We start from the raw sequence: 24,590 nt of genomic DNA, 5'->3' as shown, positions 1-24,590 counted from the left end.
TGCTGTACATAGGAATCCACTAGGCGGCGCTGAGCCCTGGAGACCCAAAAGGCCGACGGCTCCCTGCGCCAACAGGAAGCCGCCGTATGGGATTTGACAGCGCTACCGAAAGGTGGTCGACCATCAACACCAACACCTTGCCACGCGGTGACGCGGACGCCACTGGCATAGACCAGTGTGCTGGTGCGTACGTAGTGTGCCACGGCCTCGCAGCCGGGAGCCACCGTGTGTAACACGTTCACCAGCCGACAGGTCGACTTCTGGCTCGACGACCTGAACCAGTTACAGCGTCGGGACGAGCGGATCCTGTTCGGTTCCGCGATCGCCACGTGGATTGTCGCGGTCACATGTTACTGCGGGGTTGCGTATTGCGGGATAACCGGGAAACCTGCGGCCACAGCTGCGTGTGTGTTCTTCGGAACCTTGATCGGTGGCTGGGGCGTCGTCCTCTTCAAAAAGGCCAAAAGGCTCCGCCACCACCGCCGTGTCCGTAACCGGCAGGTCGAGCAGCAGCGCCGGCAGCCGCCGGTCGCGACCTGAGCCGGCTCGCTGACGACCGGAAGCCGCTCGTGCCGGAAGACCCCGGCCATGAGCGGCTTCGCTCCGCTGTGCGGGAAGGCTCCGGCGCCGCCACGCGTCACGGCACGCGCGCGGACGCGTGCCCGCAGGTCAGTACGCTGGACCCCATGCCGGATCAGATAGCCGACCCCTCCGACCTGCGCGCCGACTGTGCCCGGTGCTTCGGGCTGTGCTGTGTCGCCCTTCCCTTCGCCCGCTCCGCCGACTTCGCGCTGGACAAGCCCGCGGGCACGCCGTGCCCGAATCTCCAGGGCGACCACCGCTGCGGCATCCACGCCGGACTGCGCCGGAAGGGCTTCACCGGCTGCACGGTCTACGACTGCTTCGGCGCCGGCCAGAAGGTCTCGCAGGTCACCTTCGGCGGACAGGACTGGCGTACGGGGTCAAAGGAGCACGCACGCCGGATGTTCGACGTCTTCCCGGTCGTACGGCAGCTGCACGAACTGCTGTGGTACCTGACCGAGGCGCTGGGCCTGCCCGCCGCCCGGCCCGTCCACCCCGAGCTGCGCCGGGCGCTGGAGAAGACCGAGGGGCTGACCCGGCGGACTCCCGAGGAACTGGCCGCGCTGGACGTGGCCGCGCATCGGCAGAAGGTCAACGTGCTCCTGCTGCGCACCAGCGAGCTGGTCCGGGCCGGTGCCGGCGGCAAGGGGAAGGGCCGGGGCAAGGACCGCAGGGGCGCTGACCTCATGGGCGCCCGCCTCAGGGGCGCCGATCTGCGCGGGGCGAGCCTGCGCGGCGCCTATCTCATCGCCGCCGACCTCACCGGTGCGGACCTGCGCGGCGCGGACCTGATCGGGGCCGACCTGCGCGACGCCGACCTGACCGACGCGGACCTCACCGGCGCCTTCTTCCTCACTCAGCCGCAGCTCGACGCCGCGCGGGGTAGTGCGGGGACTCGTCTGCCGGTTTCAGTCGGTCGCCCCGCGCACTGGGCAGCGGCTCGCTGAGCGGGGCTCCGCCGGTCCGGCAGGGTGGTGGTGCCGGCCGCCGTCCCGCGGCCTTTCGGGGTGCTGCTCGCCGGTCTCCGTGCGAGCCGGCCGCCGCTCCAGGCGCAGCCGTAGCCCTTCCGGCATCAGGGTCAGCCGTTCGGCCACGCTCAGCCGGTAGCCCGGGTCGGCCGACAACTCGTAGCGGCGCAGCAGCAGGCCGAGGACGAGCGTCGCCTCGTGGAGGGCGAACTGGCGGCCGATGCAGGCCCGTGCACCGGTGCCGAACGGCTTGAAGGTGTGCGGTGGCCGGGCGCGGACGGCCGCCGGGGTGAAGCGGTCGGGGTCGAACCGTTCGGCGTCCTCGCCCCACACCTCCGGTTCGCGGTGCAGCATCGGCGTCAGCACCAGGGCCCAGGCGCCCCGGCGCATCGGATGTTCCCCGGCGAGGACGGTGTCCCGCCGGGCCTCGCGGGCGAAGGCGGGCGCCGTCGGCCACAGCCGCAGCGACTCGTCCAGCACCCGGCGGACGTAGCGCAGCTTGGCGACCTGGTCGTAGCCGGGCCGCGGGGTGTCGCCCCAGACCTGGTCGACCTCGGCGCGGGCCCGGGCGGCGATGGCGGGGTGCAGGGCGAGGTAGTGGAGGGCGAAGGAGAGCGCGCCGGAGGTGGTCTCGTGGCCGGCCACCAGGAACGTGATCACCTGTTTGCGGATGTTCTCCGGCGACAGCTTCTCCCCGGTCTCCGGGTGCGCCGTCGCCAGCATGCGGTCCAGCAGGTCACCCTCGCCGCCACCGCCGGACCGGCGCCGGGCGGCGACCAGTCCGTCGACCGTGCGGTCGAGGTGGGCCATGTCGGCCGCGTTGCGCCGGGCGGCGGCGCGCAGCAGCAGCGGGGCCAGCGGCCCCGGGACGCTGTTCAGCCGTTGCGCGTAGGTCAGCGTGCCGACCATCGCCGTGACGAAGGGGTGCGGCCGGTCCCGCTCGAAGGAGCCGAAGTCGTGCCCGAAGCCGGTGCGGGCGATCGTCTCCAGGGTCAGCCGGGTCATGTCGCCCGGCACGTCGACCGTGCGCCCGGCCGCCTGGTGGCGGTCCCAGTGATCGGTGAGCCGCTCGGCGACCGACAGCATCATCCCGTGGTAGCCCTCCATGGCCTCCCGGCTGAACCCCGGCGCCAGGACGTCGTGCGCGAGCTGCCAGTTGGGCTCGTGGTTGTAGGCGGTGAACAGGCCGTCGCCGGCCACGGGCCGCAGATTGGCGACGCCGAGGCCGACGTGCTTGGCGAACCGGGACTCGTCGGCGAGGTCGGCGACCAGCCGCGCCCCCCACACGAACACGAACTCCTTGCCGAACGCCCGGCGCCGGAAGATCGGCCCCAGCTCGCGCGCGAAGCGCATCGAGTCCTGCAACGGCCGGTGCCGGTCGGCGCCGAGCACATCGCCGAGCAGCGGAACCCGGTGCGGCGGACGGGGGATGCGGCGCAGCTCCGGCCAGCCCTGTTCGGCGCTGCGGAAACCCTTGGGCAGCCCGGTCTCCATGGTCTCCGTCGTCGCCGCCATGACGCGATCTCCCTTGATCCAGCCGGTGGTTGAGCAGTGACGCGCGCGTGTTGTACGTGAGTTCAATAACGCGTTCCAGTGTGCTGCGCTTGTTGAACCGACGTCAAGTAAAGTGACGCCATGCCCGCGAACCAGGGGGAGCGCGCCCGGCGCAGACTCAGCACCGGCGAACGCCGTGAGCAACTGCTGTCGGTCGGCGCCAAGCTGTTCTCGGAGAGCCCCTACGACGACGTGTGGATCGAGCAGGTCGCCGAGATCGCCGGGGTCTCGCGGGGGCTGCTCTACCACTACTTCCCGACCAAGCGGGACTTCTTCGCCGCCGTCGTGGAGCGGGAGAGCGCGCGCATGCTGCGTATGACGGCGGCCGAGCCCGGGGTGCCGGTGCGCGAGCAGCTCACCGCCGGTCTCGACACCTACCTCGGCTACGTCCAGGCGCACGCCCACGGCTTCCGCGCCTTCCACCGCGCCGACGCGGCCGGCGACCAGGCCGTGCGCCGGGTATACCAGCGGGCGCTGGCCGCCCAGGAGAAGCAGATCCTGGCCGCGCTCGCCGCCGATCCCGAGTTCGGGCCCGCCGTCGAGGCCGCCCCGCGGGTGCGCCTGGCGGTACGCGGCTGGCTCGCCTTCACCACCGCCGTCTGTCTCGAATGGCTGCGCGGTGACGGGGAGCTGAGCCGTGAGCAGGTACGTGACCTGTGCGCCCGCGCCCTGCTGGGCGTTCTCGGCTGAGAGCTGTGGTGCCGGTGGCGGGGCCGCCCCGTCACCTGAGGGCGCGTGGGGCGGTGCGTTCGTGGATCGTCCCGCCGGGCACGTACCAGCCCGCCTTCCTGCGGACCGCCGGGCTCGCGTCCCGGGCGTGGGACGTGGGCAGGGCCGCTACGGCGCGGGCGTCGGTGTGGGTGAACTTGCCGACGAGTTCGACGGCCATGCCCCGGGACGTGCGGGTCGGGGTCGGAGGCCGGGTGCCGCAGTGCGGGAGGGAGGACCCGGTCCGCGCCAGGTGCGCAGGTGTCGCCCTTGCACCGGTCGCAGGCCAGGGCGTGGAAGGCGGAGATCCTGACCCGGGCGTCGGGGTCGTCGGCCATGGCGATGAGGTCGTCCATGGAGTCGGTGTCGACCAGGTGGTCGAGGAGGCGGCAGCAGCCTTCACGGACGGCCGGATCCTCGTGCCGCAGTCCGGTACGGACGGCGCTCAGCGCGCGCTCGGCACGCCTCAGCAGTTCGCGGTACGCCGCCACCGCGCGCTACGGGTCGCCCGAACAGGAGACGAGGGCCATGCCCGTCCCGCTCGTTCGGGTGCGTACCTCGTGCGCGTTCCGGCCCGGGTGCCCAGGCTTGACCTCGGGGTGAGTCTTCTCGTGAAGGTGGAGGAACATGCCGACGTACGTCGCCCTGCTGAACTGGACCGATCAAGGGGTCCGGAACTACAAGGACACCGCGAAGCGCGCCGAGACCTTCGGCGCGGCGGTCCAGAAGCTCGGGGCGAAGCTCCTGAGCATCTACTGGACCGTGGGCCCGTACGACCTCGTGGCCGTCATCGAGGCGGCTGACGAGGAAACCGCCACCGCGGCGCTCCTTCAGCTCGGTGGTGTGGGCAACGTCCGTTCCACGACCCTGCGGGCCTTCGGCCGGGAGGAGATGGAACGCATCATAGCCAAGGCGGCCGGCTGACGAACACCCCGTGGTGCGGGCGGTGGCGTCCGCCGGGCCGGCCCCGCGGCCACGTTCGTGTCGGACTCGCGTGGCCCGGTTCCAGCGGGCAGCGGGCCGGTTCTGCGGCGGGCAGGAGTGGGACAGCAGGACTGCTCGTTCCACCGCGCCTGTTCCATCCTTCGCGCGCGCATGACTTCCTCCTCCTCTCGGGGGCGGTCAGGGCGCCGGCGATACGGGGCGACGTACGCACCGGCGTGGTTGGCGTGCGCCTCCAGCTCCGATAGGTTAGGTGAGGCTAACCTAAAGGAGGCCCTGGATGGGTGACACTCAGGACTGGACGGCCGCTCCCGGCGCGGCGGAACGGGCACGCTCGGTGGCGGCCGCCGCCTGGTCGTGCGCGGTGACCGCGAACGGCGTCCGCGAGGAGTACGTCGGCGCGCACACCGTGACCGAGGACGGCGCGGTACGGCTGGCGGTGCCCGACGACAGCGCCCTGTTCGGCGCGGTGCTGAGCGCCCCGCGCCAAGAACCCTCCGCCCTGCTGGAGTTCGCCGACGTGGCACCCGTACCGGTGCGTCACCGCATCCGCGCCCGGCTCTTCCTGTCCGGCTGGTTCGCCCCGTCCGAGGGCACCCTCCTCTTCCGGCCCACCCGCGTGGTGCTGCGCCGGTCCGCCGGGGCCGTGGTGGTCGACCCGGACGAGTTCGGCGCCGCCCGGCCCGACCCCCTGGCCACAGCCGAGGCCCGGTTGCTCACCCACCTCGCCGACGCCCACCCGGAAGCCGTCGAGCGGCTCACCCGCCTGGTGCGGCCCGAGAACCTGCTCGCCGCGACCCGGGTGGCACCGCTCGCCGTCGACCGGCACGGACTCACCCTGCGTATCGAACGCACCCGCGCCCACGGCGACGTACGACTGCCCTTCCACACACCCGCCGACGACGTGACCCAGCTCACCGAGCGCGTGCACGCCCTGCTCGCCCAGGCCAGTGCCGCCGCCTGCCCCCGGGCGCTACAGCGGCAGCGCGCAGACGGCGACGGGTGACGCGAACGGCTCACCGGTCAGGCGCAGTCCGCCGCTGTCCGCGTCGACGCGGAAGACGGTGACCGTGCCCGAGCGCTGGTTCGCCGCGAACAGCAGCCGGCCGTCGGGCGAGAACGCGATCTGCCGGGGGAAGTCCCCGCCCACCGGCACCGTGCCGAGCAGCCGCAGCCGGGCCCCGCCGTCCTCGACGGCGTACCGCGCGAGGCTGTTGTGGCCCCGGTTGGCGAGGAACGCGTACCGGCCGTTCGCCGTCACCAGGATCTGCGCCGGGTAGTTGGTGCCGCCGCCGGACCCCGTCGACTGCGGCTCACCGATCGTCAGACGCCCGGTCCCCGGCTCGTACGCGCACACGGCCACGGTGTCGTCCACCTCGTTGGCCAGGTAGGCGTGCCGGCCGCCCGGGTGGAAGGTCAGATGGCGGGGCCCCGCGCCCGGCCGGGTGCGCGCCCGCGCCACCTCCGTGAGCGTGCCCTTGGCCTGGTCCAGGCGGTAGGTGTAGACCGTGTCGGTGCCGAGGTCCACGGCGAGGACGTGGCCGCCGTCCGGACTCGTGAGGAACTGGTGGGCGTGCGGCCCCTGCTGGCCGGGGCCGGGCGGCGGAGAGCTGTGCGTGACCAGCGCGGTGCGCTCACCCAGCGCGCCGGAGGCGCCGATCGGGTGCACGGCGACACTGCCCGAACCGTAGTTCGCGCTGAGCAGCCAGCGCCCGGAGGGATGCACCGACAGGTGGCACGGACCGGCGCCGCCGGTGCTCCGGGCGCCGAGGACGCGCCGGTCCGCGAGGCGTACGGCCGTCACCCCGCCGTCCTCCCGCTCGTCCACCGCGTACAGCGTGCGGCCGTCCGGGTGCACGGCGAGATACGACGGGTCGGGAACCCCGGTGAGCGTGCCCGACCCGGTGATCCGGCCCGACTCCGGGTCGTACGACGCCAGACCGATGCCGGTGCCGCCGCCCTCGACGGAGGTGTAGGTGCCCACGTACAGCGGGCGCGGCCCGGACGGTTTCCGGGGCGGCGGGGCGGCCTCCGGCTCGTCCTGCCCGGCCGGCGTGGCCACCGGCGGGGCCGCCGGGGACGGCACCATCACGACCGCCGCCGTACCGGCCACGGCGCCGACGAACCGGCGTCTGGTCCAGCCCCCCTGCTCCCGCTCCGGGTCCCGGTCCCGCCGGGGGAGGGAGGATGCCCCTCCCGCCGTCTGTGCCTCCGTGCCCATGCCGCTACCCCAGGTCGTCGGTCGTCCCGCTCGTGACAGCCACCTTGGCCCGCGGACGTCACCGGGGGCAAGCCGGGCGGCGGCCGTCACGTGGCACACGACGCCGGCGCCCCTACCAGTCCCCGTCCGCCACCGGCTCGCCCGGCGCGTCCTTCAGGTGCGTCACCTGCCCGGCGGACGGTGCCTGCCACGGCTCCAGGTCGTCCCCGAGCCACTCGCCGACCGGCTCGACCGCCTTCAGCGTGCCCGTGGGGGCGAGGTCCTCGGCGTCCGCGTCGTCGTAGTCGTACCAGGGCAGGCCCGCCCGGGTGTACGCCGCCCGGTCCACCGGCGACGGCGGCGGTGCCTCGCCGGTGATCCGGCGCCACTGCGGGGGAGTGACCAGGTGCACGAACACCCGCCCGGCGGGCCGCTCGGACCAGTCGCCCAGCGGCCGGTCGTCCTGGTACACCTCCTGCCGCATCGAGCCGCCGACGCCGAGCCCCATGGCCGTGGCACGCCGCGGGGGAGCGGCGGCCGGGGCGGACGGACCGCCGAAGGCCATGGCGGGCGCGGACGGCGGTGATCCGGGGGGCCCGCCCGGGGCCGGGGCGGACATGGGCAGGGCCGCGCCGTAACCGCCGCGCGCGCCGGCCAGACGCCGCTGCCGCTCCCGCTCCTGGCGCCGCCACTCGGCGAGGGCCTCCTCCTTCAGCGGGAACGACTGGAGCTGGACGCCGCCCCACTCCTCCTCGCCGGTGACCTGCCCCTCCACGGTGGCGCCCAGCCCCAGGGGTACGGCCACGAACTGGCGGACCGTGCCCTTGCCGGAGTTGATGCCGTCCAGCCAGGGCTGGCGGGGCAGCACCACGTAGTTCTGCGGACGCCGGGACAGCCGGTCGCTCCAGGGCTCGCCGGAGACCGCGCACACCTTGCCCACACCGACCTGGAGCGCGGCCGGCTCCGGCGCGGCGAAGCTCAGCCACATCGCCTCGCGCAGGTACACCGGCAGCATGACGCCGCCGCGCGCCCCCATCCACTCGGGCACCCGGTCGGCGTGGTCGGCGACCCGCCGGACGGGGAACTCGCCCAGCCCCGGCGGCAGCGGATGCGTACCGCTCTCGGGCAGGCGCAGCGTGCGGACGAACCGCACCGCCGCCCCGCCGGGCAACCGCAGCGTGTTGCCGTCGATCCGCACTCCGTCAGCGGTCATCCGTGCGCTCCGTCTCCTCCGGTGCCGTCAGCGGGCATCCGGACGCCCCGTCTCCTGCGGCGCCGTACACCCCCGCGCTCGGTCGCGGCGCCGGACCGCCCCCGCGGCCTCCTCACCGATAACGCCCACCGAACCCCGCGCGGTTCCGCCACAGCTCCTCCTGTACCCCGAGGCGGTCGCGCATCCAGGCGATCCGGGGCAGCTTGGCCCGCTGCCCGCGCGAGACCCGGTCCAGCTCCTCCAGCAGGCGGCGGGTGCGGTGCTCGGTGTTCAGCTCGTCGATGATCCTGGTCGTCTCGGTCAGGACGGCCCCGAGCAGCTGCCAGTGTGCCCAGTCCTTGCGGATCTCCTCCTGGAGCAGCTCGGCCAGCCGGTCCCGGGTGCCGGCCGCGGTGTGCAGCTCGGCCGACAGCCGCGCCTCCGCCGACTCGGCGTTCTCGCTCAGATGGGTCGTCACCAGCACCGCGAAGCTGACCACCGCGTCGGCGATCTCCGACAGCAGCTGCTCCACGGTCGCCCCCACCCGGGGCGGGAACAGTTCCTGCGACCCCCGGGCCTTCGCCAGGTCCGTGAACGAGCGGGCCAGCACCCGCAGCACCACCGTGCAGATCTCCAGGGTGTCCAGGCCCGTGCGCAGCACCACCCGGTGCAGTAGTCCCTCCTTCACGCGGGGGTTGAGCCGCAGACTGTCCTCCGCCTGCCGCAGTGCCGCGTCCACCCGCACGATGTCGTGGTCCAGCCGGCGCGCCTCGTGCAGCCGCTCGGCCGCCCGCTCCCAGGGGATCCGGCCCCCGGCCTCCTCGCCCATCCGCAGCATCAGCTGGCGCACCCGGCGGGCGAGGTCCTCGATGGACCGGCCGGCCTCGTCCACCCACACCGGCGGTGGCAGCAGCAGGTTGCAGGCCGTGCCGACGACCGCGCCGATCAGCGTCTCGACGATCCGCGCCCAGGCGGTGAACCCGACCGTGGTGACCCCGAGCACCAGCATGGCGCTGATCGCCACCTCGGCCACGTACTCGTCGACGCGGACCAGGTGACCCACGGCCAGCGCGGCGACGATCAGCAGGGCGAGGCTCCACCAGGTCAGGCCCACCAGCACGCTGAAGGCGATGGCGACCAGGACGCCGGCGACCACCGAGTTCACCCGGCGGATGCCGTTGGTGAGCGTGGCGTAGAAGGTCACCTGGACGACCAGCAGCGCGGTCAGCGGCGCGGTGAGCGGGGCCGGCTCGGGGCTCAGCCGGAGCGCGATGACGTAGGCGATGGTCGCGGCCGTGGCCGACCGCAGTGTCTGGACGACCACCGGCTCCCGGCGGCGCTTCGTCAGTCGCAGTAGTCCCGTGGTCAACTTTCGTTCGCGCATCCCTTGGCCTGTTCCCGCTCATCGGGTGCGTCGAACGTAGCCGTTCGCGGACTGGTTGCGCCTGATTCGCGCCAGGGTGCTTACGCGTACAGCTTGTCGATGAAGGCGGCCAGATTGCCCGTCGTGCGCGCGATCTGCTCCTCCAGCGTCAGGCTCTCCTCGAACCGGGCACCGGACTCGGGGACCTTCCTGCCGCGCACGTACAGCGAACAGGCCAGGTCGGTGCACATGTACAGCCCGACCGAGTTGCCCTCCCGGCCGGCCGCCCCCGCTTTGCGCGCGGTCATCAGCGACACCCCGCCCCCGGGATGCGTGGTCAGACACACCGAACACATGCTCCGGTGCAGGAAGCCGCGCTGCGCGGGCGGGAAACGCAGGGTCACGCCGACGAGCCGGTCGTTCCGCTCCATGACCAGATAGCTGCGGTCGGGAGCGCCGGGATCGCGCCAGCCGAGGAAGTCCAGCTGGTCCCAGGGGCGGTCACCGAGATCGCGCGGGACGGCCAGGCGCTTGGCCTCGCCCTTGGAGCAGTTGATAAACGAGTTGCGGATGTCCTGCTCGGTGAGCGATCTCATGAGGGTCCTTCCGATGTTCCGGTCGCAACCTAGGGACTCTAGGCTGAGAACTATCCTATTTAGCCACACGGGGGTGAGCCAATGGATTACCGGCGGAGGCTGCCCGGGCTGCCCCGGCGTGCCCGGCGGGCGCTGGACCACGTCACCGGCACCGCGTCCGGCCCGCCGCTCGACCCGGACCTGCGGATCACGCTCAACTTCCACCCCGACCGGACCTCGGGCGGACTGCCGATCCTGGAGTCGCTGGCCCGGGACGGGGCGTACCACTCGCAGTTCGTCACCGGGACCAGCAACGGAGGGCTCACCGCCCACCCGGGCGGCGACCGGACGCGCTGGGAGAGCCGCATCTTCGGCGGCGCCTACGACGACGCCGACCCGGCCGAGCGCCCGGTGTACGGCGCGCTCGACTTCCGGCGCCAGGTGGTCGGCGCGGCGCCCCGCTTCGGTTCCTCTCACCTCAGGCTCTGCGGAGCGGTCCTGGCCCGGGCCACCTTCTGCTACCCGGACAGCTCGACCGGGCCCGGCGACTTCGGCGTGGCCGACGCCATGCCGCTGATCGCCCTCGCCGAGGCCGACCGGCAGGACGCCCTCAACGACTACGTCGAGGCCCATGTGCACGGGGGTGTGCTGCTCGAACGGGACGTGGAGGCGCTCGTGCTGGACGCGAGCTACCGGGACACACCGGTGGAGACGGCCGCCCGGCGCCTGCCCTTCCCGCTCGCCTGGCACCCCGGATACCGCCTCACCGTCACCGAGCTGCGCCGGCACGCCGACTACCGCGGCCCGGAGTACGCCGACCTCGGCGCGCGCATCGCCGAGCGCGGCGTCATCACCCCCCGCGTCATCGGGGACGCGGCCCGCAGCGGCCGGTACGACCTCCAGGCCCTCAAGATGGTCTGGCACACCCTGGCCCGCTTCGGCTCCCCGGAGGGCGGTGGAACGGCGAGGACGCCCCCGCGGGAGCGCGGCCGCTGAGGCTCCGGGGAGGCCCGGCGGCGGAAGCGGGGTGCTGCCGCGGGGGCTTCGGCGGTTGCCGTCATGCGGAGTCTGCCGGTTGCCGTGGCGGGGCGGAGTGCTGTCGCTACGGCTTGGGCGGACCGCTACGGAGAGCGTGCTGCTTGCCGAGGCCGGGGGGGTGCGGCCGCCAGGGCTTCGGCGGGTGCCGCCACGAACAGCGTGCCGCTGCTCGAGGGCCCCCACAACCGCCACCGCCGGACCGGACCCCGCCCCGCCGGGCCCCCGGCCTCGCCCTGTCGGGCCCCGCTGCGGTCAGCGTCCTTCCGGCGGACCATCCCGCCCCGCAGACTGCGACTGGCGTGCCCGCTCCGGTGGACCGTTCCGCCCCGACCAACCACCCGCCCGGGCAGCGTCCCTGGCGAACCACCTGGGCCCGCCTCCCCTAGTCACGGCCGACGTGCCCACCCACCCAGGCACCGACCCCGCCTTGCCGGTCCCGGCTGCGCTCGGCGCCCCCCGGCGAACCGTTCCGCTCCGCCGGTCCCGGCTGCGCTCGGCGCCCCCCGGCGAACCGTTTCGCCCCGCCGCCCCCGGCTACGGCCCGCGTGCTCCCGACGTACCCCCCGTTACTCCCCGTCCCCGGCCTCCGCCCCCGCTGCCGGTGGCCACACCCCCGTGGGCAGTACCCCTGCCGCATAGGCCCGGGCCACCAGTTCCGTGCGGTTCTTCGCGTTCCAGCGGGCTGACAGGCGGCGCAGGTGGTAGGTGACGCCGTCCCCGGTGAGGCCCAGTTCGCGGGCGGCGCGGGCCGTGGTGGCGCCGCCCGCCAGCAGGGCCAGGACCCGTCGCTCGGTGTCCGTGACCCGTACCGGCTCCGGTTCCGGTGCGGGGCGCTCGCCCAGGACCCGCAGCATCACCAGCAGCGCCGGTGTCTCCTCCACGCTGTCACTGACCGGGTCCGCCGTCAGCTCCCCGTGCCGCTCGGCCCCGCCGGGCGCCCGCCAGCACACCGACACCTGGTAGCGGGAGCGGTGCCGCAGCCGCAGCGCCTCGGCGATCCGCTCCACCTGGCCGGTCTTCTGCGGCCGGAACAGCTCCAGCACGTGCCGGCCGCGCAGCCGCCCAGGCGTCGAACCGCACTCCGTCGCCATGGCGGGGTTCGCCAGGACGACCTGCCCGTACACATCGCACACGGCCACCGGCACCGCCACCCGGTCGAACACCATCAACGCACGGTTGCGCCACACCACCGCGTCGGCCCGTCCCGCTTCCATGGCATCTCATCCAAGGGGAAGGACCAGGTCAGCGGCAACTTGGCCACGCGCAAGCCCCGGCGGGCACTTTCCACTGCACGATCGTGTAGTGCCGGGGCCGCAGCGGACTCCGCCCGTCGACCACCCTGGAACGCAGTACGTCCGTTACCGCGAAAGGCAGTTGCCGCGCCATGCCCCCCACCGCACTGCGTCCCGAACCGGCCGGAACCCTGACCGGCGTCCCCGTCGTCGACATCTCCGCCTCCGGCCCCGGCCGCACGCCCATCCAGCAGATCATGGAGCTGATGCGGGAGCACGGCCCGGTGCTGGTACGACGGCTGCACGGGCGGGACGTGATGTTCGTCGCCGACGCCGCTCTGGTCGCCGATCTGGCCGACGAGGAGCGGTTCGCCAAGCACGTCGGGCCCGCCCTGGAGAACGTGCGGGAGTTCGCCGCCGACGGGCTGTTCACGGCGTACAACGACGAGCCCAACTGGGCGAAGGCGCACGACGTCCTGATGCCCGCCTTCGCGCTCGGCTCGATGCGCACCTACCACCCGGTGATGCTGAAGGTGGCCCGGCGGCTCATCGGCGCCTGGGACCGTGCGGCGCGCACGGGCCGGCCCGTCGACGTGCCCGACGACATGACCCGGATGACCCTCGACACCATCGGACTCGCCGGACTCGGCTACGACTTCGGCTCGTTCGAGCGCACCGAGCCGCACCCCTTCGTGGAGTCCATGGTCCGTTGCCTGGAGTGGAGCATGACCCGGCCGGCCCGCACCCCCGGTACGGACCACACGGCGGCCGACGCGGCCTTCCGGCGCGACGCCGATCACCTGGCCCGGGTCGTGGACGACGTCATCGCCGCCCGCACCGGCACCGACCAGAGCGGCGCCGAGGACCTGCTCGGCCTGATGCTCAGCGCCCGGCACCCCGCCGACGGCACCACCCTGGACGCGGCCAACATCCGCAACCAGGTCATCACCTTCCTGATCGCCGGCCACGAGACGACGTCCGGCGCGATGTCCTTCGCCCTCTACCACCTCGCCAAGCACCCGGCCGTACTCCGGCTCGTGCAACGCGAGACCGACGCGCTGTGGGGGGACACGGCCGACCCCGACCCGTCGTACGAGGACATCGGCCGGCTCACCTACACCCGCCAGGTCCTGAACGAGGCGCTGCGGCTGTGGCCGACGGCCGCCGCCTTCGCCCGGCACGCCCGCGAGGACACCCTGCTCGGCGGCCGGATCCCGCTGCGCGCCGGCCAGGCCGTCACCGTGCTCACCCCGATGCTGCACCGCCAGCCCGTCTGGGGCGACAACCCGGAACTGTTCGACCCGGAGCGGTTCACCCCCGAGGCCGAGGCGGCCCGCCCGGTGCACGCCTTCAAGCCGTTCGGCACCGGCGAACGCGCCTGCATCGGACGGCAGTTCGCACTGCACGAGGCGACCATGCTGCTCGCCCTGCTGGTCCACCGCTACCGGCTGCACGACCACGCGGACTACCGGCTCACCGTGAAGGAGACCCTCACCCTCAAGCCCGACGGCTTCACCCTCACGCTCACCCCGCGCACCCCCGCCGACCGTGTGCACGCACCCCTGCCCGGCACCGCCACCGCGACCGCCACCGGCGCCCCCGTCCCGGACGCCCTCCCGGCCCGGGTCCGCCCGGGCACCCGCGCCCTGTTCCTGCACGGCAGCAACTACGGCACCTGCCGGGACTTCGCCGCCAGGCTCGCCGACGAGGCCGCCGCCGTGGGCTGCGCCACCGAGGTCGCCGCGCTGGACGCCTACGCCGACGGCCTGCCCACGGACCGGCCCGTCGTCATCACCGCCGCCTCCTACAACGGCCGCCCCACCGACGACGCCGTCGCCTTCACCGCCTGGCTCGACGGCAGCCCCGACCTGACCGGAGTGACCTACGCCGTCCTCGGTGTCGGCGACCGCAACTGGGCCGCCACCTACCAGCGGGTCCCCGCCCGGATCGACGCCCGCCTCGCCGAACTCGGCGCCACCCGGCTCACCGGGCGCGCCGCCGCCGACGCCTCCGGCGATCTCACCGGCGCCGTCAGGGAGTTCACCGTCCGCATGCGCACCGCGCTGCTGAGCGGGTACGGCGACCCGGACGCCGGCCACGGCACCACGGACGAGCCCGCCCGCGCCTACACGGTCCGCACCCTGACCGGTGGCCCGCTCGACGTCCTCGCCGAGCGGCACGGGCTGGTCCCGATGACGGTCACCGAGGCACGCGACCTCACCGCGCCCGGTCATCCGCGCACCAAGCGCTTCCTGCGCGTCGCGCTGCCCGAGGGGGTCACCTACCGCACCGCCGACCACCTGACCGTGCTGCCCGCCAACGCCCCCGGACTGGTGGACCGTGCCGTCGCCGCCTTCGGCCTCGACGCCGACGCCGTCCTGGACATCCGCGGGAGCCGTCCCGGTCGCGACGGCCTCGCCGTGGACCGTCCGGTGACGGTGCGTCAACTTCTAACTTGGTACGTCGAGTTGCAGGAGCGCCCGACCAGCCGCCAGGCGGCCCTCCTCGCCGCGGCCAACCCGTGCCCGCCCGAGCGGGCCGCGCTCGCCGCCCTGCCCGGCGACGACCCCCGCACCCTCGTGGAGCTGGCCGAGGACCACCCCGCCCTGCGTGGCGCCCTGGACTGGCCGCTCCTGCTCGACCTGCTGACCCCGCTGCGCCCCCGCCACTACTCCATCTCCTCCGCACCGTCGGCCGATGCCCGCCACGCCGACCTCATGGTGTCCGTGCTCGACGCCCCCGCGCGCTCCGGCAAGGGCCGCCACCGGGGCACCGGTTCCGGACACCTCGCCTCCCTGCGGCCCGGTGACACCGTGTACGCCCGTGTCCAGCCCTGCCGCGAGGCGTTCCGGATCGACCACGCGGCACCGGTCGTGATGGTCGCCGCCGGCACCGGACTCGCCCCGTTCCGGGGCGCCGTCGCCGACCGTCTGGCCGCCCGCCGCACCGGCGCCCGGCTCCCCGCCGGGCTCCTCTACTTCGGCTGCGACGCGCCCGACGCCGACTACCTGCACGCCGAGGAACTGCGGGCCGCCGAACGGGCCGGCGCGGTCTCGCTGCGGCCCGCGTTCAGCGCCGCACCCGAGAACGGCGCCGTCTTCGTCCAGCACCGCATCGCCGCCGAGGCCGATGAGGTCTGGGAACTGCTGGGCGCCGGCGCCCGGGTGTACGTCTGCGGCGACGGCGCCCGGATGGCTCCCGGCGTCCGCGCGGCCTTCCGTACCCTGTACCGGGAGCGGACCCCCGGCGCGGACGAGGCCGCGGCCGAACGGTGGCTCGACACGCTGGTGGCGGACGGGCGTTACGTGGAGGACGTGTACGCGGCGGGCTGAGCCGGCGGGGGAGGGGTGCGGGGTGCGGGACACGGAGGAGCGGGCGTGGCGACTCCCGGCCACGGCGGGTCTGCCGCCCGCCCGGCCGGGACCGCGCTACGCGTCCCGGCTGCCGCGCCCGGCGGAGGGGTTCCGCCGCGCCGCCGAACAGTCCGCCCTGCGCCGGGAGCCGGGCGGCCACGTCGCCCGGCCGCACCGGGTGAACGGCTCCGGCTTCGGCTGCCCGTCCGGCGCCCTCGGGCCCGGCCGGCGGACGGCGTTCACCGTGATGACCCACGCCGTGCCGGCCGACGCCCGTGACTGCGCGGCCGACGTGCCGTACCCCGTGGACGAGGTGGCCCGTAGCCTCCGCACCGGCCAGGGCGGCCCGGTCGCCGACACCGGGACGCGTCGTGGCGCTGGACGAGATCAAACGTCTCCGCCTTAGCTCATAGCGTGAACTAAGGGTTGGGAAAATGTCGCGCCCCGGCTGTCCGAAGGGGTATGTTGCAGGTCGGGCAGGGTTCGTGAAGGGAGCCACATGGCGGCGCGCAACGGGCGCACGGTACGCGACCTGAGACGAGGCAACCGGACGGCGGTGCTCCAGAGGCTGTACTTCGACGGCCCGCTCAGCCGGTTCGAGCTGGGCCCGGCCACCGGACTCAGCTCCGGCTCGGTCAGCAACGTGGTCGCGGACCTGATCGCCGACGGACTGGTCGAGGAGGCCGGCAGCGTCGACTCCGACGGCGGCCGGCCGCGCACGCTGCTGCGCGTCGCCCCGCACAGCGGCCAGATGATCGGCGTGGACGTCGGCGAGACCCGCGTCCGGGTCGAGCTGTTCGACCTGGCCCTCACCGAACTGGCACGCGTCGAGCGCCCGTTGACACCCCAGGGCTACGACGTCGACGTCATCACGGGCCACATCCGCGACGGCGTCGCCGAGGTCCTCACCGCCGAACAGGCCGTCCCCGACCGGCTGCTCGGCGTCGGTGTCGGCGTCCCCGGGATCGTGGAGCACACCCCGGACCGGGGCGCCGTCGTGCACGGGCAGACCATCGGCTGGGACGCCGTCCCGCTGGAGCAACTGCTCCGCTCGGCCTCCCGGCTCCCCGACGGGGTGCCGTACTTCATCGACAACGGGGCCAAGACGCTCGGCCAGGCCGAGATGTGGTTCGGCGCGGGACGCGGCGCCCGCAACGCCGTCGTCGTGCTCTTCGGCTCCGGGGTCGGCGCCTGCCTGGTCACCCCCGAGGTCGAGCACGGGCGGGCCGTGGAGTGGGGCCACCTGACGGTACGGGTACGCGGGCGGCGCTGCCGCTGCGGTGCGCCCGGCTGCCTGGAGGCCTACGCGGGCGCCGAGTCGCTGCTCGCCCGCTGGCGCGAGGAGGGCGGCCGGCCTCCCGAGGACACCGACGAGGAGACCGCGCTCACCGCGATGCTCGCCGCCGCGTACCCGTCCGAGGGCGGTACCGCCGACCCGGTCGCGCTGGCCGTCCTGGAGGAGACCGCCGAGTACCTCGGCGCCGGTCTGTCCGACCTGATCAACCTCTTCCAGCCCGAGCGGATCCTCATCGGCGGCTGGGCCGGGCTCCAGCTCGGCACGCGGTTCCTGCCGTCCGTACGGCGGCACGCGGCCACGTACGCGCTGCGGCACCCGGCCGACAAGGTGACGATCGACCTCGGCCGGCTCGGCCCGGACGCGGTGACCGTCGGCGCCGCGATCCTGCCGCTCGCCGACTTCTTCGCCAGCGGCGGCCGCCGCCCCGAACCGGCCACTGAGGACCGCCTGCCCGCCTGGCGCACCGCCCTCCAGGAACGCGCCCCGCACTGACGGGGGTCCGGGGCGGCGCCCCGGACCCCGGGCCGGCGAAGAGCGTTGCCCCGAGCGTCAGGCGCCCGGCCCTGCGATCAGTCCGACGGCTCGTCCGGCGTCGGATGTTCCGACTGTGCCGTGCCCGGCCGGGACGCGCCCCGGGGGCCGGTGCCGGCCTCGTCCGTGTCCGGCGCGGCGTCCTGGTCCGGCTCCTCGCCGGCCGCGCGCCTCGTGGACACGTCCCAGGGGTCCTCCTCGGGCCGGGCCTGCTGGTCGGGCATGTCCCGGGGCACCGGCCGCTGTTCCGCACCGGACCCGGATTTCCGCACCGTCATGGTCTTCTCCGCTCCTCGTCGGCTCGTTCGGCGCTCCCCACGCGCTCAGCCCACCTTGCGCCCGCGCATCGGCTCCGTCTCCGCCCCCCCGCCCTTGCGCAGGCCGTCCAGGAACTCCTGGATCACCTCGGTCGCCGTGTGCCGGGGCTCCCAGCCCAGCTCGGCGCGCGCCCGCGCGCTGTCCATCAGCGGCAGCCGCAGCACGGCGTCGAAGAGGTGCGGCGAGGCGGGCAGCAGGTGCAGCCCCCAGGCGGCGGCGATGGCCGTGCGGGCCGCCGTACGCGGCAGCCGCACCGCCCGGGAACCGAGCAGCTCGGCGAGCACACCGGCGTCCAGTGGGGGGTCGGCGGCCAGGTTGAAGGCGCCCCGGGCGCTGTCCGAGCGCACCGCGAGCCGGTAGGCCTCGGCGGCGTCGTCCGTGTGCAGCGCCTGGACCCGCAGACCGGGGACGTCCGGCAGGAACGGCAGCAGGTCCGGCCGGGCCAGCGGACCGGGCAGGAACCGCCCGCCGAAGATCCGCCGCTGCTCGCTCGCCGACTCCCACTTGAACAGGAACGCCGGGCGCATCCGCACCACCCGCACCTCGGGGTGGTCGCGCTCGAACACGTCCAGCGTGCGCTCCAGGTAGGCCTTCTCCCGGCAGTACGCGGCGTCCGGCCAGCCGTGCGTCGGCCAGGACTCGTCCACCGGGCGGTCCTTCGGTCCCGGCGAGTACGCCCCGACGGAGGAGGCGTGCACCAGCACCGGCACCCGGGCCGCGGCGACCGCCTCGAACACCCGGATGCTGCCGAGCACATTGGTCCGCCAGGTGGTGGCCGGATCGTGCGTGGGCTGGAAGGCCCAGGCCAGATGGATCACGGCGTCGGCACCCTCGAACCGCTCGGCGAGGTTCGCCTGGTCCCCGGCGAGGTCGACGGCGGACCACTCGGTCTTCGGCGGCGACCATTCGGGCGTCCGCCGGGCCAGCCCGCGCACGGACTTGATGTCCGGGTCCTCGGAGAGCAGGCGCACCACGCTCGTCCCGACATTGCCGGTGGCGCCCGTCACGACGACCCTGCTGCCCGCTGAGCTGCTCACCTTCGGCTCCTCTCGTCGGCGCGGCGGAGGCTGCGACGAGCGGCGGGTACCCGGCCGCCGCGTGCGCACACGCGGCACGGGCGGCATGAGGAAGCCCCGGCCGTGACGGGGGAATCACGACCGGGGCGGTCAGGTGGTGGGGGCGGATGGCGGTCGCCTCTCGGCGAGACGCTCCACAGGGCTTCAGCCGGACGATCGTCCCTGTGGGCAAAAGGTGAGGCCCGGGGACACTGTCCCATCCGCACCCACGGTTTGTTCAACGGGCAACCACGTTCAGGTGTTCCAGCCCCCCACGTGACGTGCGTCACCGGGGAACGGCTCACGCCAGCGGGCTCCCGGCCAGCCGCGCCAGCAGGTCCGCGGGGTCCGCGTACACCGTCTCCGCCCCGGCCTCCTCCAGGTCGGCCCGGGGGATCCCGCCGCACAGCACGCCCACACAGCGCACCCCGGCCTTGCTGCCCGCCCGCATGTCCCACACGGTGTCCCCGACGAACACCGCCCGTGAGGCAGGCACCCCGGCCAGCTCCAGCGCGTGCTGCACGGGCTCCGGGGCGGGTTTGCCCTCCTGCACGTCGTCCGCGCTCGCCGTGGCCGTGATGGCGTCGTCCGCGCCGATCGCCCGGCGCAGCGCCCCCAGCTCGGCGCCGCTCGCCGACGTGGCGAGGACGACCGTCCAGCCGTCCCCGTGCAGCCGCCGCAGCAGCTCGCCGGCGCCCGGCAGGGCGGGGAGCCGGTCGAAGTACTGGCCGTACAGCGCCGTGTGCGCGGCGCTCAGTTCCGCGTCCTGGTCCCGGTCCCGGTCGTCGCCGAGCAGATGGGCGACGAGGTCGGTGGAACCGAGGCCGACGGCCCGGTGCACGGCGTGCATGGGCACCTCGTGCCCCGCCTGCCGGAACGCCTCCCACCAGGTCACGACGTGCAGGTGATTGGTGTCGACGAGGGTTCCGTCGACGTCGAACACGGCGGCACGGTCCATTCCAGGTCCTCTCCGTCAGCCCCGGGTCCTGCCCGCCGGCCCCGGGTCCTCGCTGTCAGCTCCGGGAGCGGGTACCACGCCCGGAACCCGCCACGCGTGCCGGCAGCCGTCCCTCGCGCGTCCAGCCCAGCAGCTCGTCGGCCGACCAGGTGGTCACCACGCGCTCGGGCGGCACCCCGCACTCCTCGGCCCGGGCGCAGCCGAGGATCTGCCAGTCCAGCTGGCCGGGCGCGTGCGCGTCGGTGTCCACCGAGAACAGCACCCCCGCCTCGACCGCCCGGCGCAGCAGCCGCCGGGGCGGGTCCAGCCGTTCCGGGCGGCTGTTGATCTCCACGGCGGTCCCCGACTCGGCGCACGCGGCGAACACCTCGTCCGCGTCGAACTGCGACTCGGGCCGCCCCCGGCCCGTGACCAGACGGCCGGTGCAGTGCCCGAGGACGTCGGCGTGCGGATCGCGCACGGCGGCGACCATCCGCCGGGTCATGGACCGGGCGTCCATCCGCAGCTTGGAGTGGACCGACACCACGACCACGTCCAGCCGCTCCAGCAGCTCCGGTTCCTGGTCCAGCGAGCCGTCGTCCAGGATGTCGCACTCGATGCCGGTCAGCAGCCGGAACGGCGCCCAGCGCGCGTTCAGCTCCGCCACCACCGCCAGCTGCTCGCGCAGCCGCTCGGGCGACAGCCCACGGGCCACGGTCAGCCGCGGCGAGTGATCGGTGAGCACCGTCCACTCGTGCCCCAGCCCGGCCGCCGCCCGCCCCATCTCCTCGATCGGGCTGCCGCCGTCGGACCAGTCCGAGTGCGTGTGGCAGTCCCCGCGGATCAGCGCCCGCAGCCCGGCCCCCGGCCCCTCGGCGCCGGCCGGCTGCCCGGCCTCCTCCTCCAGCTTGCGCAGGTACCCGGGCACCTCACCGGCCAGCGCCTCCCGCACCACCTGCGCGGTCTTCGGCCCGACCCCCTTCAGCGCCTCCAGCGTTCCGGCGGCCGCCCGCTCGGCCACCTCGCCCTCGGGCAGCGCGGCCAGCGTCCGGGCGGCGGTGCGGAAGGCCCGTACCCGGTAGGTGGGGGCGAGCGCCCGCTCCAGGAGGAACGCGATCCGGTCGAGGGCGGCGACGGGGTCCATGAGAACCAAGGGTGCCCCAGGCGCCCCGGAGCGGCGCGTGGAACCACACGGCCGGCCGCGGCCCGCGCCCCCCTTCCGTGCCGGCGGTGGCGGGTCCGTTTGTGCCCACCGCCGCCGGGTACTGCGTGACCCGTCCACGTGACCCACCGTGAGGAGGTTCGTCATGTCCGTACCGGATGCGCAGCGAACGGCCGTGGTGACCGGCGCAGACAGCGGCATCGGCCGGGCGACCGCCGTACGGCTGGCCGAGGCGGGCCTGGACGTCGGCATCACCTGGCACACGGACGAGAAGGGCGCCGAGGAGACGGCGCAGGAAGTCCGCGCGCACGGCCGCCGGGCCGCCGTGAGCCGGCTGGACCTGACCCGGCTGCCCGAGGCCGCCGACGCCGTGGACGAGCTGTGCGAGGAGCTCGGCCGGATCGACGTGCTCGTCAACAACGCCGGCACCGGCACGATGACCCCCTACCTCGACCTGACGCTCGCGGATGTGCGCCAGGTCCTGGACGTCGATCTCGTCGGCCCCTTCCTGCTCGGTCAGCGGGCCGCGCGGCGCATGATCCGGCAGGGCGACGGCGGCCGGATCGTGAACGTCACCTCCGTGCACGAGCACCAGCCCCGGGTCGGCGCGGCCCCGTACTGCGCGGCCAAAGGCGGCCTCGGCCTGCTCACCCAGGTCATGGCCCTGGAGCTGGCCGAGCACGGCATCACCGTGAACGCGGTCGCCCCGGGGGAGATCGCCACCCCGATGACCGGCCAGGAGGACACCGACGTGCGCACCGAGCGCCGTCCCGGCGTGCCGCTCGGCCGGCCCGGCGACGCCCGCGAGGTCGCCGCCGTGATCGCGTTCCTCGCGAGCCCGGACGCCTCCTACGTCACCGGCGCCTCGTGGAGCGTCGACGGCGGCATGCTGCGCATGGGCCCGCAGGCCGGTTCGCATCTGACCAGCGACGACTGGCGGCGGCCCTGAGGAGGCGGGGACGACGAGAAGAGACCGGGGGGAGAGCGCGGTGAGGCTTCGTACCAGTTCGTCCGACGGCCCCGGCTACCGGCGCGTCCGCTGCGGCCGGGGCTTCCGCTACCTCGACGCCACCGGCGAGCCCCTGACCGACCCCGGGCAGCTCGCCCGCATCCGCGCCCTGACCATCCCGCCGGCCTGGCGCGACGTGTGGATATGCCCCTGGGCCAACGGCCACCTCCAGGCCGTCGGCACCGACGACGCCGGGCGCCGGCAGTACCTGTACCACGAGCGGTTCCGGGCGGAACAGGACAAGGCCAAGCACGAGCACGTGCGGCAGGTGGCGCGGGCCCTGCCCGAGCTGCGCGCCAAGGTGGCGCAGGACCTGTCCGGGCGCGGACTGAGCCGGGCCCGGGTCACCGCCTGCGCGGTCCGCCTGCTCGACCTCGGCTTCTTCCGCATCGGCAGCGACCGGCACACCCGCACCAGCGAGACCTACGGCCTGACGACCATGCTCCGCGAGCACGTCAGCTGCGCACGCGGCGAGATCACCTTCGGCTACCCGGCCAAGGGCGGCACCGAGATGCTCCGCGCCCTCGTCGACGACCAGGTGCACGCGGTCGCCCGTTCCCTGCTGCGGCGCCCGCGCGGCGGCGACCGCTTCCTCGCCTACTGGGACCGCGGCGCCTGGCACGACCTGCACGGCGACGACCTCAACGAGGCCCTGCGCCGGCTGTCCGGCACCGACGTCACCGCCAAGGACTTCCGCACCTGGCACGCCACCGTGCTGGCCGCCGTGGCGGTCTCCGTGACCGCGGGGGGCGCCCGGGCCACCGAGGCCGCCCGGCGCCGGCAGATCGCCCGGGCGGTGCGCGAGGTCAGCCACTACCTGGGCAACACACCCGCGGTGTGCCGGGCGTCCTACATCGACCCGAAGGTCTTCGAGCTGTTCGAGCAGGGCGTGACCGTCGCCCCCGTGCTCACCCGGCTGGGCGAACACGGGGAGTTCGGGCGTCCGGCCACGCAGGGAGCCGTCGAGGAGGCCGTACTCGATCTCCTCGCGGGCTCCGGTGGATGACCCTTCGGCGCGGGTTGCGTTCTACCCTCGATTACATGACCGAACAAGCAGCTCCCTACATCTCCCGCCCGCGGATCCTGGTCCTCGGTGTGTGCCCGGGCCGGCACGGCGAACCGCCTTTCCGGATCATGGAGATCGACGGTGAGGTGGTCGGTGAGGCCAGGACCATCACGGACGTGCTGGAGACGGCCGCCTCCTACGGCATCCCCATCCACGACCTGGACGACCCGGACGCGGTCCGCTGGGTGGGCGGCGACAAGTACACCTGGACGCTGCACTGACCTGCCCGGGGGGCAGGCTCAGCCGACCGTCCACTTCTGGTTGGCGGCGCCCGTGCAGGTCCAGATCTGCAGCCGGGTCCCGTTGGCCGAGTTGTTCCCGGTGACGTCCAGGCACTTGTTCGCCTGCGGGTTGACGATGTCGCGGGCCGCCGGGAGGGCCCACTTCTGGGCGGCGCTGCCGTTGCAGTCCCACAGCTGCACGGGCGTGCCGTCGGCGGTGCCGCCGCCGCTGACGTCCAGGCACTTGCCGAGCGCGCGGAGCGTGCCGTCCGAGCCCACCGTCCACGCCTGGGCGGCCGTGCCGTTGCAGTCGTAGAGCTGGACCGGGGTGCCGTTCGCGGGGTTCGCGCCGGCCACGTCCACGCACTTGCCCGCCAGGCCGCGGATCGGCACGCCGGCGGCGCTGTCGCTCGTCGTCACCGACACCGAGTCCACCACCAGCGTCTGCGGGAACTGCGTGGAGCCGTCAGGGTCGCCCGGCCAGTAGCCGCCGACCGCGAGGTTCAGGATCAGGAAGAACGGCTTGTTGAACACCCAGGTCTTCCCGCCCAGGTCGGCCGGGGTGCGCCGCTGGTAGACGTTGCCGTCCACCGACCAGGTGATCGAGTCGGGCGCCCAGTCGACGGCGAAGGTGTGGAAGGCGTCCGCGAAGGCCTGTCCGTTCGGCAGCGAGTAGGGGGCGCCTATGCCGCCCGAGCCGGAGTAGCCGGGGCCGTGGATGGTGCCGTGCACGGTCGAGGGTTCGAAGCCGACGTTCTCCATCACGTCGATCTCACCGGAGTCCGGCCAGTTCACCGGCGTGCCGAGCATCCAGAACGCCGGCCACATGCCCTGGCCGCGCGGGATCTTCATCCGCGCCTCCACATGGCCGTACTGGGCGTTGAACTTCCCGGCGGTGTTCAGCCGGGCGGAGGTGTACTGGCAGCTGCCGTACCAGCACTGGTAGCCGGCCGGGTTCTCCTTGCGGGCCGTGATCACCAGGTGGCCCTGGCCGTCCAGGGCCGCGTTCTTCGTGCCCGAGGTGTAGTACTGCCGTTCGTGGTTGTTGACGTTGTCGCCGGTCTCCAGGGTCCACTTCGAGGAGTCGACCGCGGCGCCCGCGGGCCCGTCGAAGGTGTCGGAGAAGGTGGTGACGGCCGCGGCCGTGGGGGCGGCGGTGCCGGCCCGGGCCGGGCCGACGGCGGCCGAGCCGATCAGCGCGGCGGACAGGGCGGCGAGGAGACATCTGCGGAGCAGGCGTGGGGAGGCCATGGCTCTCCGTTCATGTGGGGGTGTGAGCGATGCGCC

General features: G+C 74.1%; 24 protein-coding genes and 1 pseudogene. 12 read left to right on the top strand and 13 right to left on the bottom strand.

Annotated elements, in window-relative coordinates; all coding sequences use genetic code 11:
• Window positions 1–225: 225 nt before the first annotated feature.
• Both AB0946_RS24955 and AB0946_RS24950 read left to right on the top strand, forming a co-directional pair.
• Window positions 226–540: a hypothetical protein gene (locus tag AB0946_RS24955; protein ID WP_366762872.1), complete on the top strand. Its 315-nt coding sequence runs from the start codon at window positions 226–228 to the stop codon at window positions 538–540.
• Window positions 541–686: 146 nt separating this feature from the next.
• The gene (locus tag AB0946_RS24950; RefSeq protein WP_366762871.1) at window positions 687–1,529 is read left to right on the top strand and encodes a pentapeptide repeat-containing protein; all 843 of its coding nucleotides are present in this window, start codon (window positions 687–689) and stop codon (window positions 1,527–1,529) included.
• Here AB0946_RS24950 and AB0946_RS24945 read toward each other — a convergent pair.
• Entirely contained in the window at window positions 1,491–3,065 is a 1,575-nt protein-coding gene (locus tag AB0946_RS24945) for a cytochrome P450 (RefSeq protein ID WP_366762870.1), read from the bottom strand. The two genes, AB0946_RS24950 and AB0946_RS24945, sit on opposite strands and share 39 nt — an antisense overlap.
• A gap of 120 nt (window positions 3,066–3,185) precedes the next feature.
• Here AB0946_RS24945 and AB0946_RS24940 point away from each other — a divergent pair, with 120 nt between their 5' ends.
• Window positions 3,186–3,794 carry a TetR/AcrR family transcriptional regulator gene (locus AB0946_RS24940; RefSeq protein ID WP_366762869.1) on the top strand — a complete coding sequence of 203 codons (609 nt, stop codon included), beginning with the start codon at window positions 3,186–3,188 and terminating at the stop codon, window positions 3,792–3,794.
• 31 nt (window positions 3,795–3,825) lie between these two features.
• Here AB0946_RS24940 and AB0946_RS24935 read toward each other — a convergent pair whose 3' ends face one another.
• Window positions 3,826–3,993: a hypothetical protein gene (locus AB0946_RS24935; RefSeq protein WP_366762868.1), complete on the bottom strand. Its 168-nt coding sequence runs from the start codon at window positions 3,991–3,993 to the stop codon at window positions 3,826–3,828.
• Window positions 3,994–4,156: 163 nt separating this feature from the next.
• Window positions 4,157–4,303, bottom strand: a pseudogene (locus AB0946_RS24930) (HEAT repeat domain-containing protein); the annotation flags it as partial.
• Between the two features lie 136 nt (window positions 4,304–4,439).
• On the opposite strand from AB0946_RS24930, the gene AB0946_RS24925 reads away from it, so the two are divergent.
• Window positions 4,440–4,736: a GYD domain-containing protein gene (locus tag AB0946_RS24925; RefSeq protein WP_366762867.1), complete on the top strand. Its 297-nt coding sequence runs from the start codon at window positions 4,440–4,442 to the stop codon at window positions 4,734–4,736.
• A 298-nt stretch (window positions 4,737–5,034) separates the two neighbouring features.
• On the top strand, window positions 5,035–5,760 hold the full coding sequence (locus tag AB0946_RS24920) for a DUF2470 domain-containing protein (protein ID WP_366762866.1): 726 nt from the start codon (window positions 5,035–5,037) through the stop codon (window positions 5,758–5,760).
• On the opposite strand, the gene AB0946_RS24915 is transcribed toward AB0946_RS24920, so the two are convergent.
• The 4 genes from AB0946_RS24915 to AB0946_RS24900 all read right to left on the bottom strand — a co-directional run bounded on the left by AB0946_RS24915 (window position 5,728) and on the right by AB0946_RS24900 (window position 10,105).
• On the bottom strand, window positions 5,728–6,843 hold the full coding sequence (locus AB0946_RS24915) for a lactonase family protein (protein WP_366762957.1): 1,116 nt from the start codon (window positions 6,841–6,843) through the stop codon (window positions 5,728–5,730). The two genes, AB0946_RS24920 and AB0946_RS24915, sit on opposite strands and share 33 nt — an antisense overlap.
• Window positions 6,844–7,087: 244 nt before the next feature.
• On the bottom strand, window positions 7,088–8,167 hold the full coding sequence (locus tag AB0946_RS24910) for a hypothetical protein (RefSeq protein ID WP_366762865.1): 1,080 nt from the start codon (window positions 8,165–8,167) through the stop codon (window positions 7,088–7,090).
• Window positions 8,168–8,279: 112 nt separating this feature from the next.
• The gene (locus AB0946_RS24905; protein ID WP_366762864.1) at window positions 8,280–9,530 is read right to left on the bottom strand and encodes an aromatic acid exporter family protein; all 1,251 of its coding nucleotides are present in this window, start codon (window positions 9,528–9,530) and stop codon (window positions 8,280–8,282) included.
• Between the two features lie 80 nt (window positions 9,531–9,610).
• Window positions 9,611–10,105, bottom strand: a complete 495-nt coding sequence (locus AB0946_RS24900; protein ID WP_366762863.1) for an FBP domain-containing protein — start codon at window positions 10,103–10,105, stop codon at window positions 9,611–9,613.
• Window positions 10,106–10,186: 81 nt separating this feature from the next.
• Between AB0946_RS24900 and AB0946_RS24895 the strand changes: the two genes are divergently transcribed.
• Window positions 10,187–11,080, top strand: coding sequence for a DUF3626 domain-containing protein (locus AB0946_RS24895; protein WP_366762862.1), 894 nt, complete (start codon window positions 10,187–10,189; stop codon window positions 11,078–11,080).
• 608 nt (window positions 11,081–11,688) lie between these two features.
• On the opposite strand, the gene AB0946_RS24890 is transcribed toward AB0946_RS24895, so the two are convergent.
• Complete coding sequence (locus tag AB0946_RS24890) at window positions 11,689–12,336, bottom strand: PAS domain-containing protein (RefSeq protein ID WP_366762861.1); 648 nt, start codon at window positions 12,334–12,336, stop codon at window positions 11,689–11,691.
• Window positions 12,337–12,506: 170 nt separating this feature from the next.
• Between AB0946_RS24890 and AB0946_RS24885 the strand changes: the two genes are divergently transcribed.
• The 3 genes from AB0946_RS24885 (at window position 12,507) to AB0946_RS24875 (ending at window position 17,496) form a co-directional block, all read left to right on the top strand.
• On the top strand, window positions 12,507–15,686 hold the full coding sequence (locus AB0946_RS24885; RefSeq protein WP_366762860.1) for a cytochrome P450: 3,180 nt from the start codon (window positions 12,507–12,509) through the stop codon (window positions 15,684–15,686).
• A gap of 22 nt (window positions 15,687–15,708) precedes the next feature.
• Window positions 15,709–16,113, top strand: coding sequence for a hypothetical protein (locus tag AB0946_RS24880; protein WP_366762859.1), 405 nt, complete (start codon window positions 15,709–15,711; stop codon window positions 16,111–16,113).
• Between the two features lie 93 nt (window positions 16,114–16,206).
• Complete coding sequence (locus AB0946_RS24875; RefSeq protein WP_366762858.1) at window positions 16,207–17,496, top strand: ROK family transcriptional regulator; 1,290 nt, start codon at window positions 16,207–16,209, stop codon at window positions 17,494–17,496.
• 77 nt (window positions 17,497–17,573) lie between these two features.
• Here the strand turns inward: AB0946_RS24875 and AB0946_RS24870 are convergent, their stop codons facing one another.
• The 4 genes from AB0946_RS24870 to AB0946_RS24855 all read right to left on the bottom strand — a co-directional run bounded on the left by AB0946_RS24870 (window position 17,574) and on the right by AB0946_RS24855 (window position 20,989).
• Window positions 17,574–17,813 carry a hypothetical protein gene (locus tag AB0946_RS24870; protein ID WP_366762857.1) on the bottom strand — a complete coding sequence of 80 codons (240 nt, stop codon included), beginning with the start codon at window positions 17,811–17,813 and terminating at the stop codon, window positions 17,574–17,576.
• Between the two features lie 45 nt (window positions 17,814–17,858).
• A complete protein-coding gene (locus AB0946_RS24865) occupies window positions 17,859–18,890 on the bottom strand; it encodes an SDR family oxidoreductase (RefSeq protein ID WP_366762856.1) in 1,032 nt (343 codons plus the stop codon).
• Window positions 18,891–19,209: 319 nt separating this feature from the next.
• Window positions 19,210–19,866 carry an HAD family hydrolase gene (locus AB0946_RS24860; RefSeq protein WP_366762855.1) on the bottom strand — a complete coding sequence of 219 codons (657 nt, stop codon included), beginning with the start codon at window positions 19,864–19,866 and terminating at the stop codon, window positions 19,210–19,212.
• A gap of 55 nt (window positions 19,867–19,921) precedes the next feature.
• Window positions 19,922–20,989 carry a PHP domain-containing protein gene (locus AB0946_RS24855; protein ID WP_366762854.1) on the bottom strand — a complete coding sequence of 356 codons (1,068 nt, stop codon included), beginning with the start codon at window positions 20,987–20,989 and terminating at the stop codon, window positions 19,922–19,924.
• A 163-nt stretch (window positions 20,990–21,152) separates the two neighbouring features.
• Here AB0946_RS24855 and AB0946_RS24850 point away from each other — a divergent pair, with 163 nt between their 5' ends.
• Genes AB0946_RS24850 through AB0946_RS24840 form a run of 3 tightly spaced genes read left to right on the top strand, consistent with a single transcriptional unit; the run spans window position 21,153 to window position 23,303 of the window.
• Window positions 21,153–21,956, top strand: a complete 804-nt coding sequence (locus AB0946_RS24850) for an SDR family oxidoreductase (protein WP_366762852.1) — start codon at window positions 21,153–21,155, stop codon at window positions 21,954–21,956.
• A 40-nt stretch (window positions 21,957–21,996) separates the two neighbouring features.
• On the top strand, window positions 21,997–23,022 hold the full coding sequence (locus tag AB0946_RS24845) for a DNA topoisomerase IB (protein WP_366762851.1): 1,026 nt from the start codon (window positions 21,997–21,999) through the stop codon (window positions 23,020–23,022).
• Window positions 23,023–23,057: 35 nt separating this feature from the next.
• A complete protein-coding gene (locus AB0946_RS24840; RefSeq protein ID WP_366748885.1) occupies window positions 23,058–23,303 on the top strand; it encodes a hypothetical protein in 246 nt (81 codons plus the stop codon).
• Between the two features lie 18 nt (window positions 23,304–23,321).
• Here AB0946_RS24840 and AB0946_RS24835 read toward each other — a convergent pair whose 3' ends face one another.
• Window positions 23,322–24,554 carry a family 16 glycosylhydrolase gene (locus AB0946_RS24835; protein ID WP_366762849.1) on the bottom strand — a complete coding sequence of 411 codons (1,233 nt, stop codon included), beginning with the start codon at window positions 24,552–24,554 and terminating at the stop codon, window positions 23,322–23,324.
• Between the last annotated feature and the right edge of the window lie 36 nt (window positions 24,555–24,590).

The organism is Streptomyces sp. NPDC046870, assembly GCF_040704595.1.
In the GTDB taxonomy this organism is placed as follows: Bacteria; Actinomycetota; Actinomycetes; order Streptomycetales; family Streptomycetaceae; genus Streptomyces; species Streptomyces argyrophylli.
This window is presented reverse-complemented; position numbering and strand designations above follow the sequence as displayed.

Excerpts from the sequence above, each read along its gene's own strand:
- AB0946_RS24860 (WP_366762855.1), bottom strand. The coding sequence starts at position 19,866 with ATGGACCGTGCCGCCGTGTTCGACGTCGACGGAACCCTCGTCGACACC.
- AB0946_RS24895 (WP_366762862.1), top strand. The coding sequence starts at position 10,187 with ATGGATTACCGGCGGAGGCTGCCCGGGCTGCCCCGGCGTGCCCGGCGG.
- AB0946_RS24945 (WP_366762870.1), bottom strand. The coding sequence starts at position 3,065 with ATGGCGGCGACGACGGAGACCATGGAGACCGGGCTGCCCAAGGGTTTC.
- AB0946_RS24940 (WP_366762869.1), top strand. The coding sequence starts at position 3,186 with ATGCCCGCGAACCAGGGGGAGCGCGCCCGGCGCAGACTCAGCACCGGC.
- AB0946_RS24950 (WP_366762871.1), top strand. The coding sequence starts at position 687 with ATGCCGGATCAGATAGCCGACCCCTCCGACCTGCGCGCCGACTGTGCC.
- AB0946_RS24855 (WP_366762854.1), bottom strand. The coding sequence starts at position 20,989 with ATGGACCCCGTCGCCGCCCTCGACCGGATCGCGTTCCTCCTGGAGCGG.
- AB0946_RS24915 (WP_366762957.1), bottom strand. The coding sequence starts at position 6,843 with ATGGTGCCGTCCCCGGCGGCCCCGCCGGTGGCCACGCCGGCCGGGCAG.
- AB0946_RS24840 (WP_366748885.1), top strand. The coding sequence starts at position 23,058 with ATGACCGAACAAGCAGCTCCCTACATCTCCCGCCCGCGGATCCTGGTC.
- AB0946_RS24870 (WP_366762857.1), bottom strand. The coding sequence starts at position 17,813 with ATGACGGTGCGGAAATCCGGGTCCGGTGCGGAACAGCGGCCGGTGCCC.
- AB0946_RS24925 (WP_366762867.1), top strand. The coding sequence starts at position 4,440 with ATGCCGACGTACGTCGCCCTGCTGAACTGGACCGATCAAGGGGTCCGG.
- AB0946_RS24905 (WP_366762864.1), bottom strand. The coding sequence starts at position 9,530 with ATGCGCGAACGAAAGTTGACCACGGGACTACTGCGACTGACGAAGCGC.
- AB0946_RS24900 (WP_366762863.1), bottom strand. The coding sequence starts at position 10,105 with ATGAGATCGCTCACCGAGCAGGACATCCGCAACTCGTTTATCAACTGC.
- AB0946_RS24890 (WP_366762861.1), bottom strand. The coding sequence starts at position 12,336 with ATGGAAGCGGGACGGGCCGACGCGGTGGTGTGGCGCAACCGTGCGTTG.
- AB0946_RS24885 (WP_366762860.1), top strand. The coding sequence starts at position 12,507 with ATGCCCCCCACCGCACTGCGTCCCGAACCGGCCGGAACCCTGACCGGC.
- AB0946_RS24935 (WP_366762868.1), bottom strand. The coding sequence starts at position 3,993 with ATGGCCGTCGAACTCGTCGGCAAGTTCACCCACACCGACGCCCGCGCC.
- AB0946_RS24920 (WP_366762866.1), top strand. The coding sequence starts at position 5,035 with ATGGGTGACACTCAGGACTGGACGGCCGCTCCCGGCGCGGCGGAACGG.
- AB0946_RS24850 (WP_366762852.1), top strand. The coding sequence starts at position 21,153 with ATGTCCGTACCGGATGCGCAGCGAACGGCCGTGGTGACCGGCGCAGAC.
- AB0946_RS24910 (WP_366762865.1), bottom strand. The coding sequence starts at position 8,167 with ATGACCGCTGACGGAGTGCGGATCGACGGCAACACGCTGCGGTTGCCC.
- AB0946_RS24875 (WP_366762858.1), top strand. The coding sequence starts at position 16,207 with ATGGCGGCGCGCAACGGGCGCACGGTACGCGACCTGAGACGAGGCAAC.
- AB0946_RS24835 (WP_366762849.1), bottom strand. The coding sequence starts at position 24,554 with ATGGCCTCCCCACGCCTGCTCCGCAGATGTCTCCTCGCCGCCCTGTCC.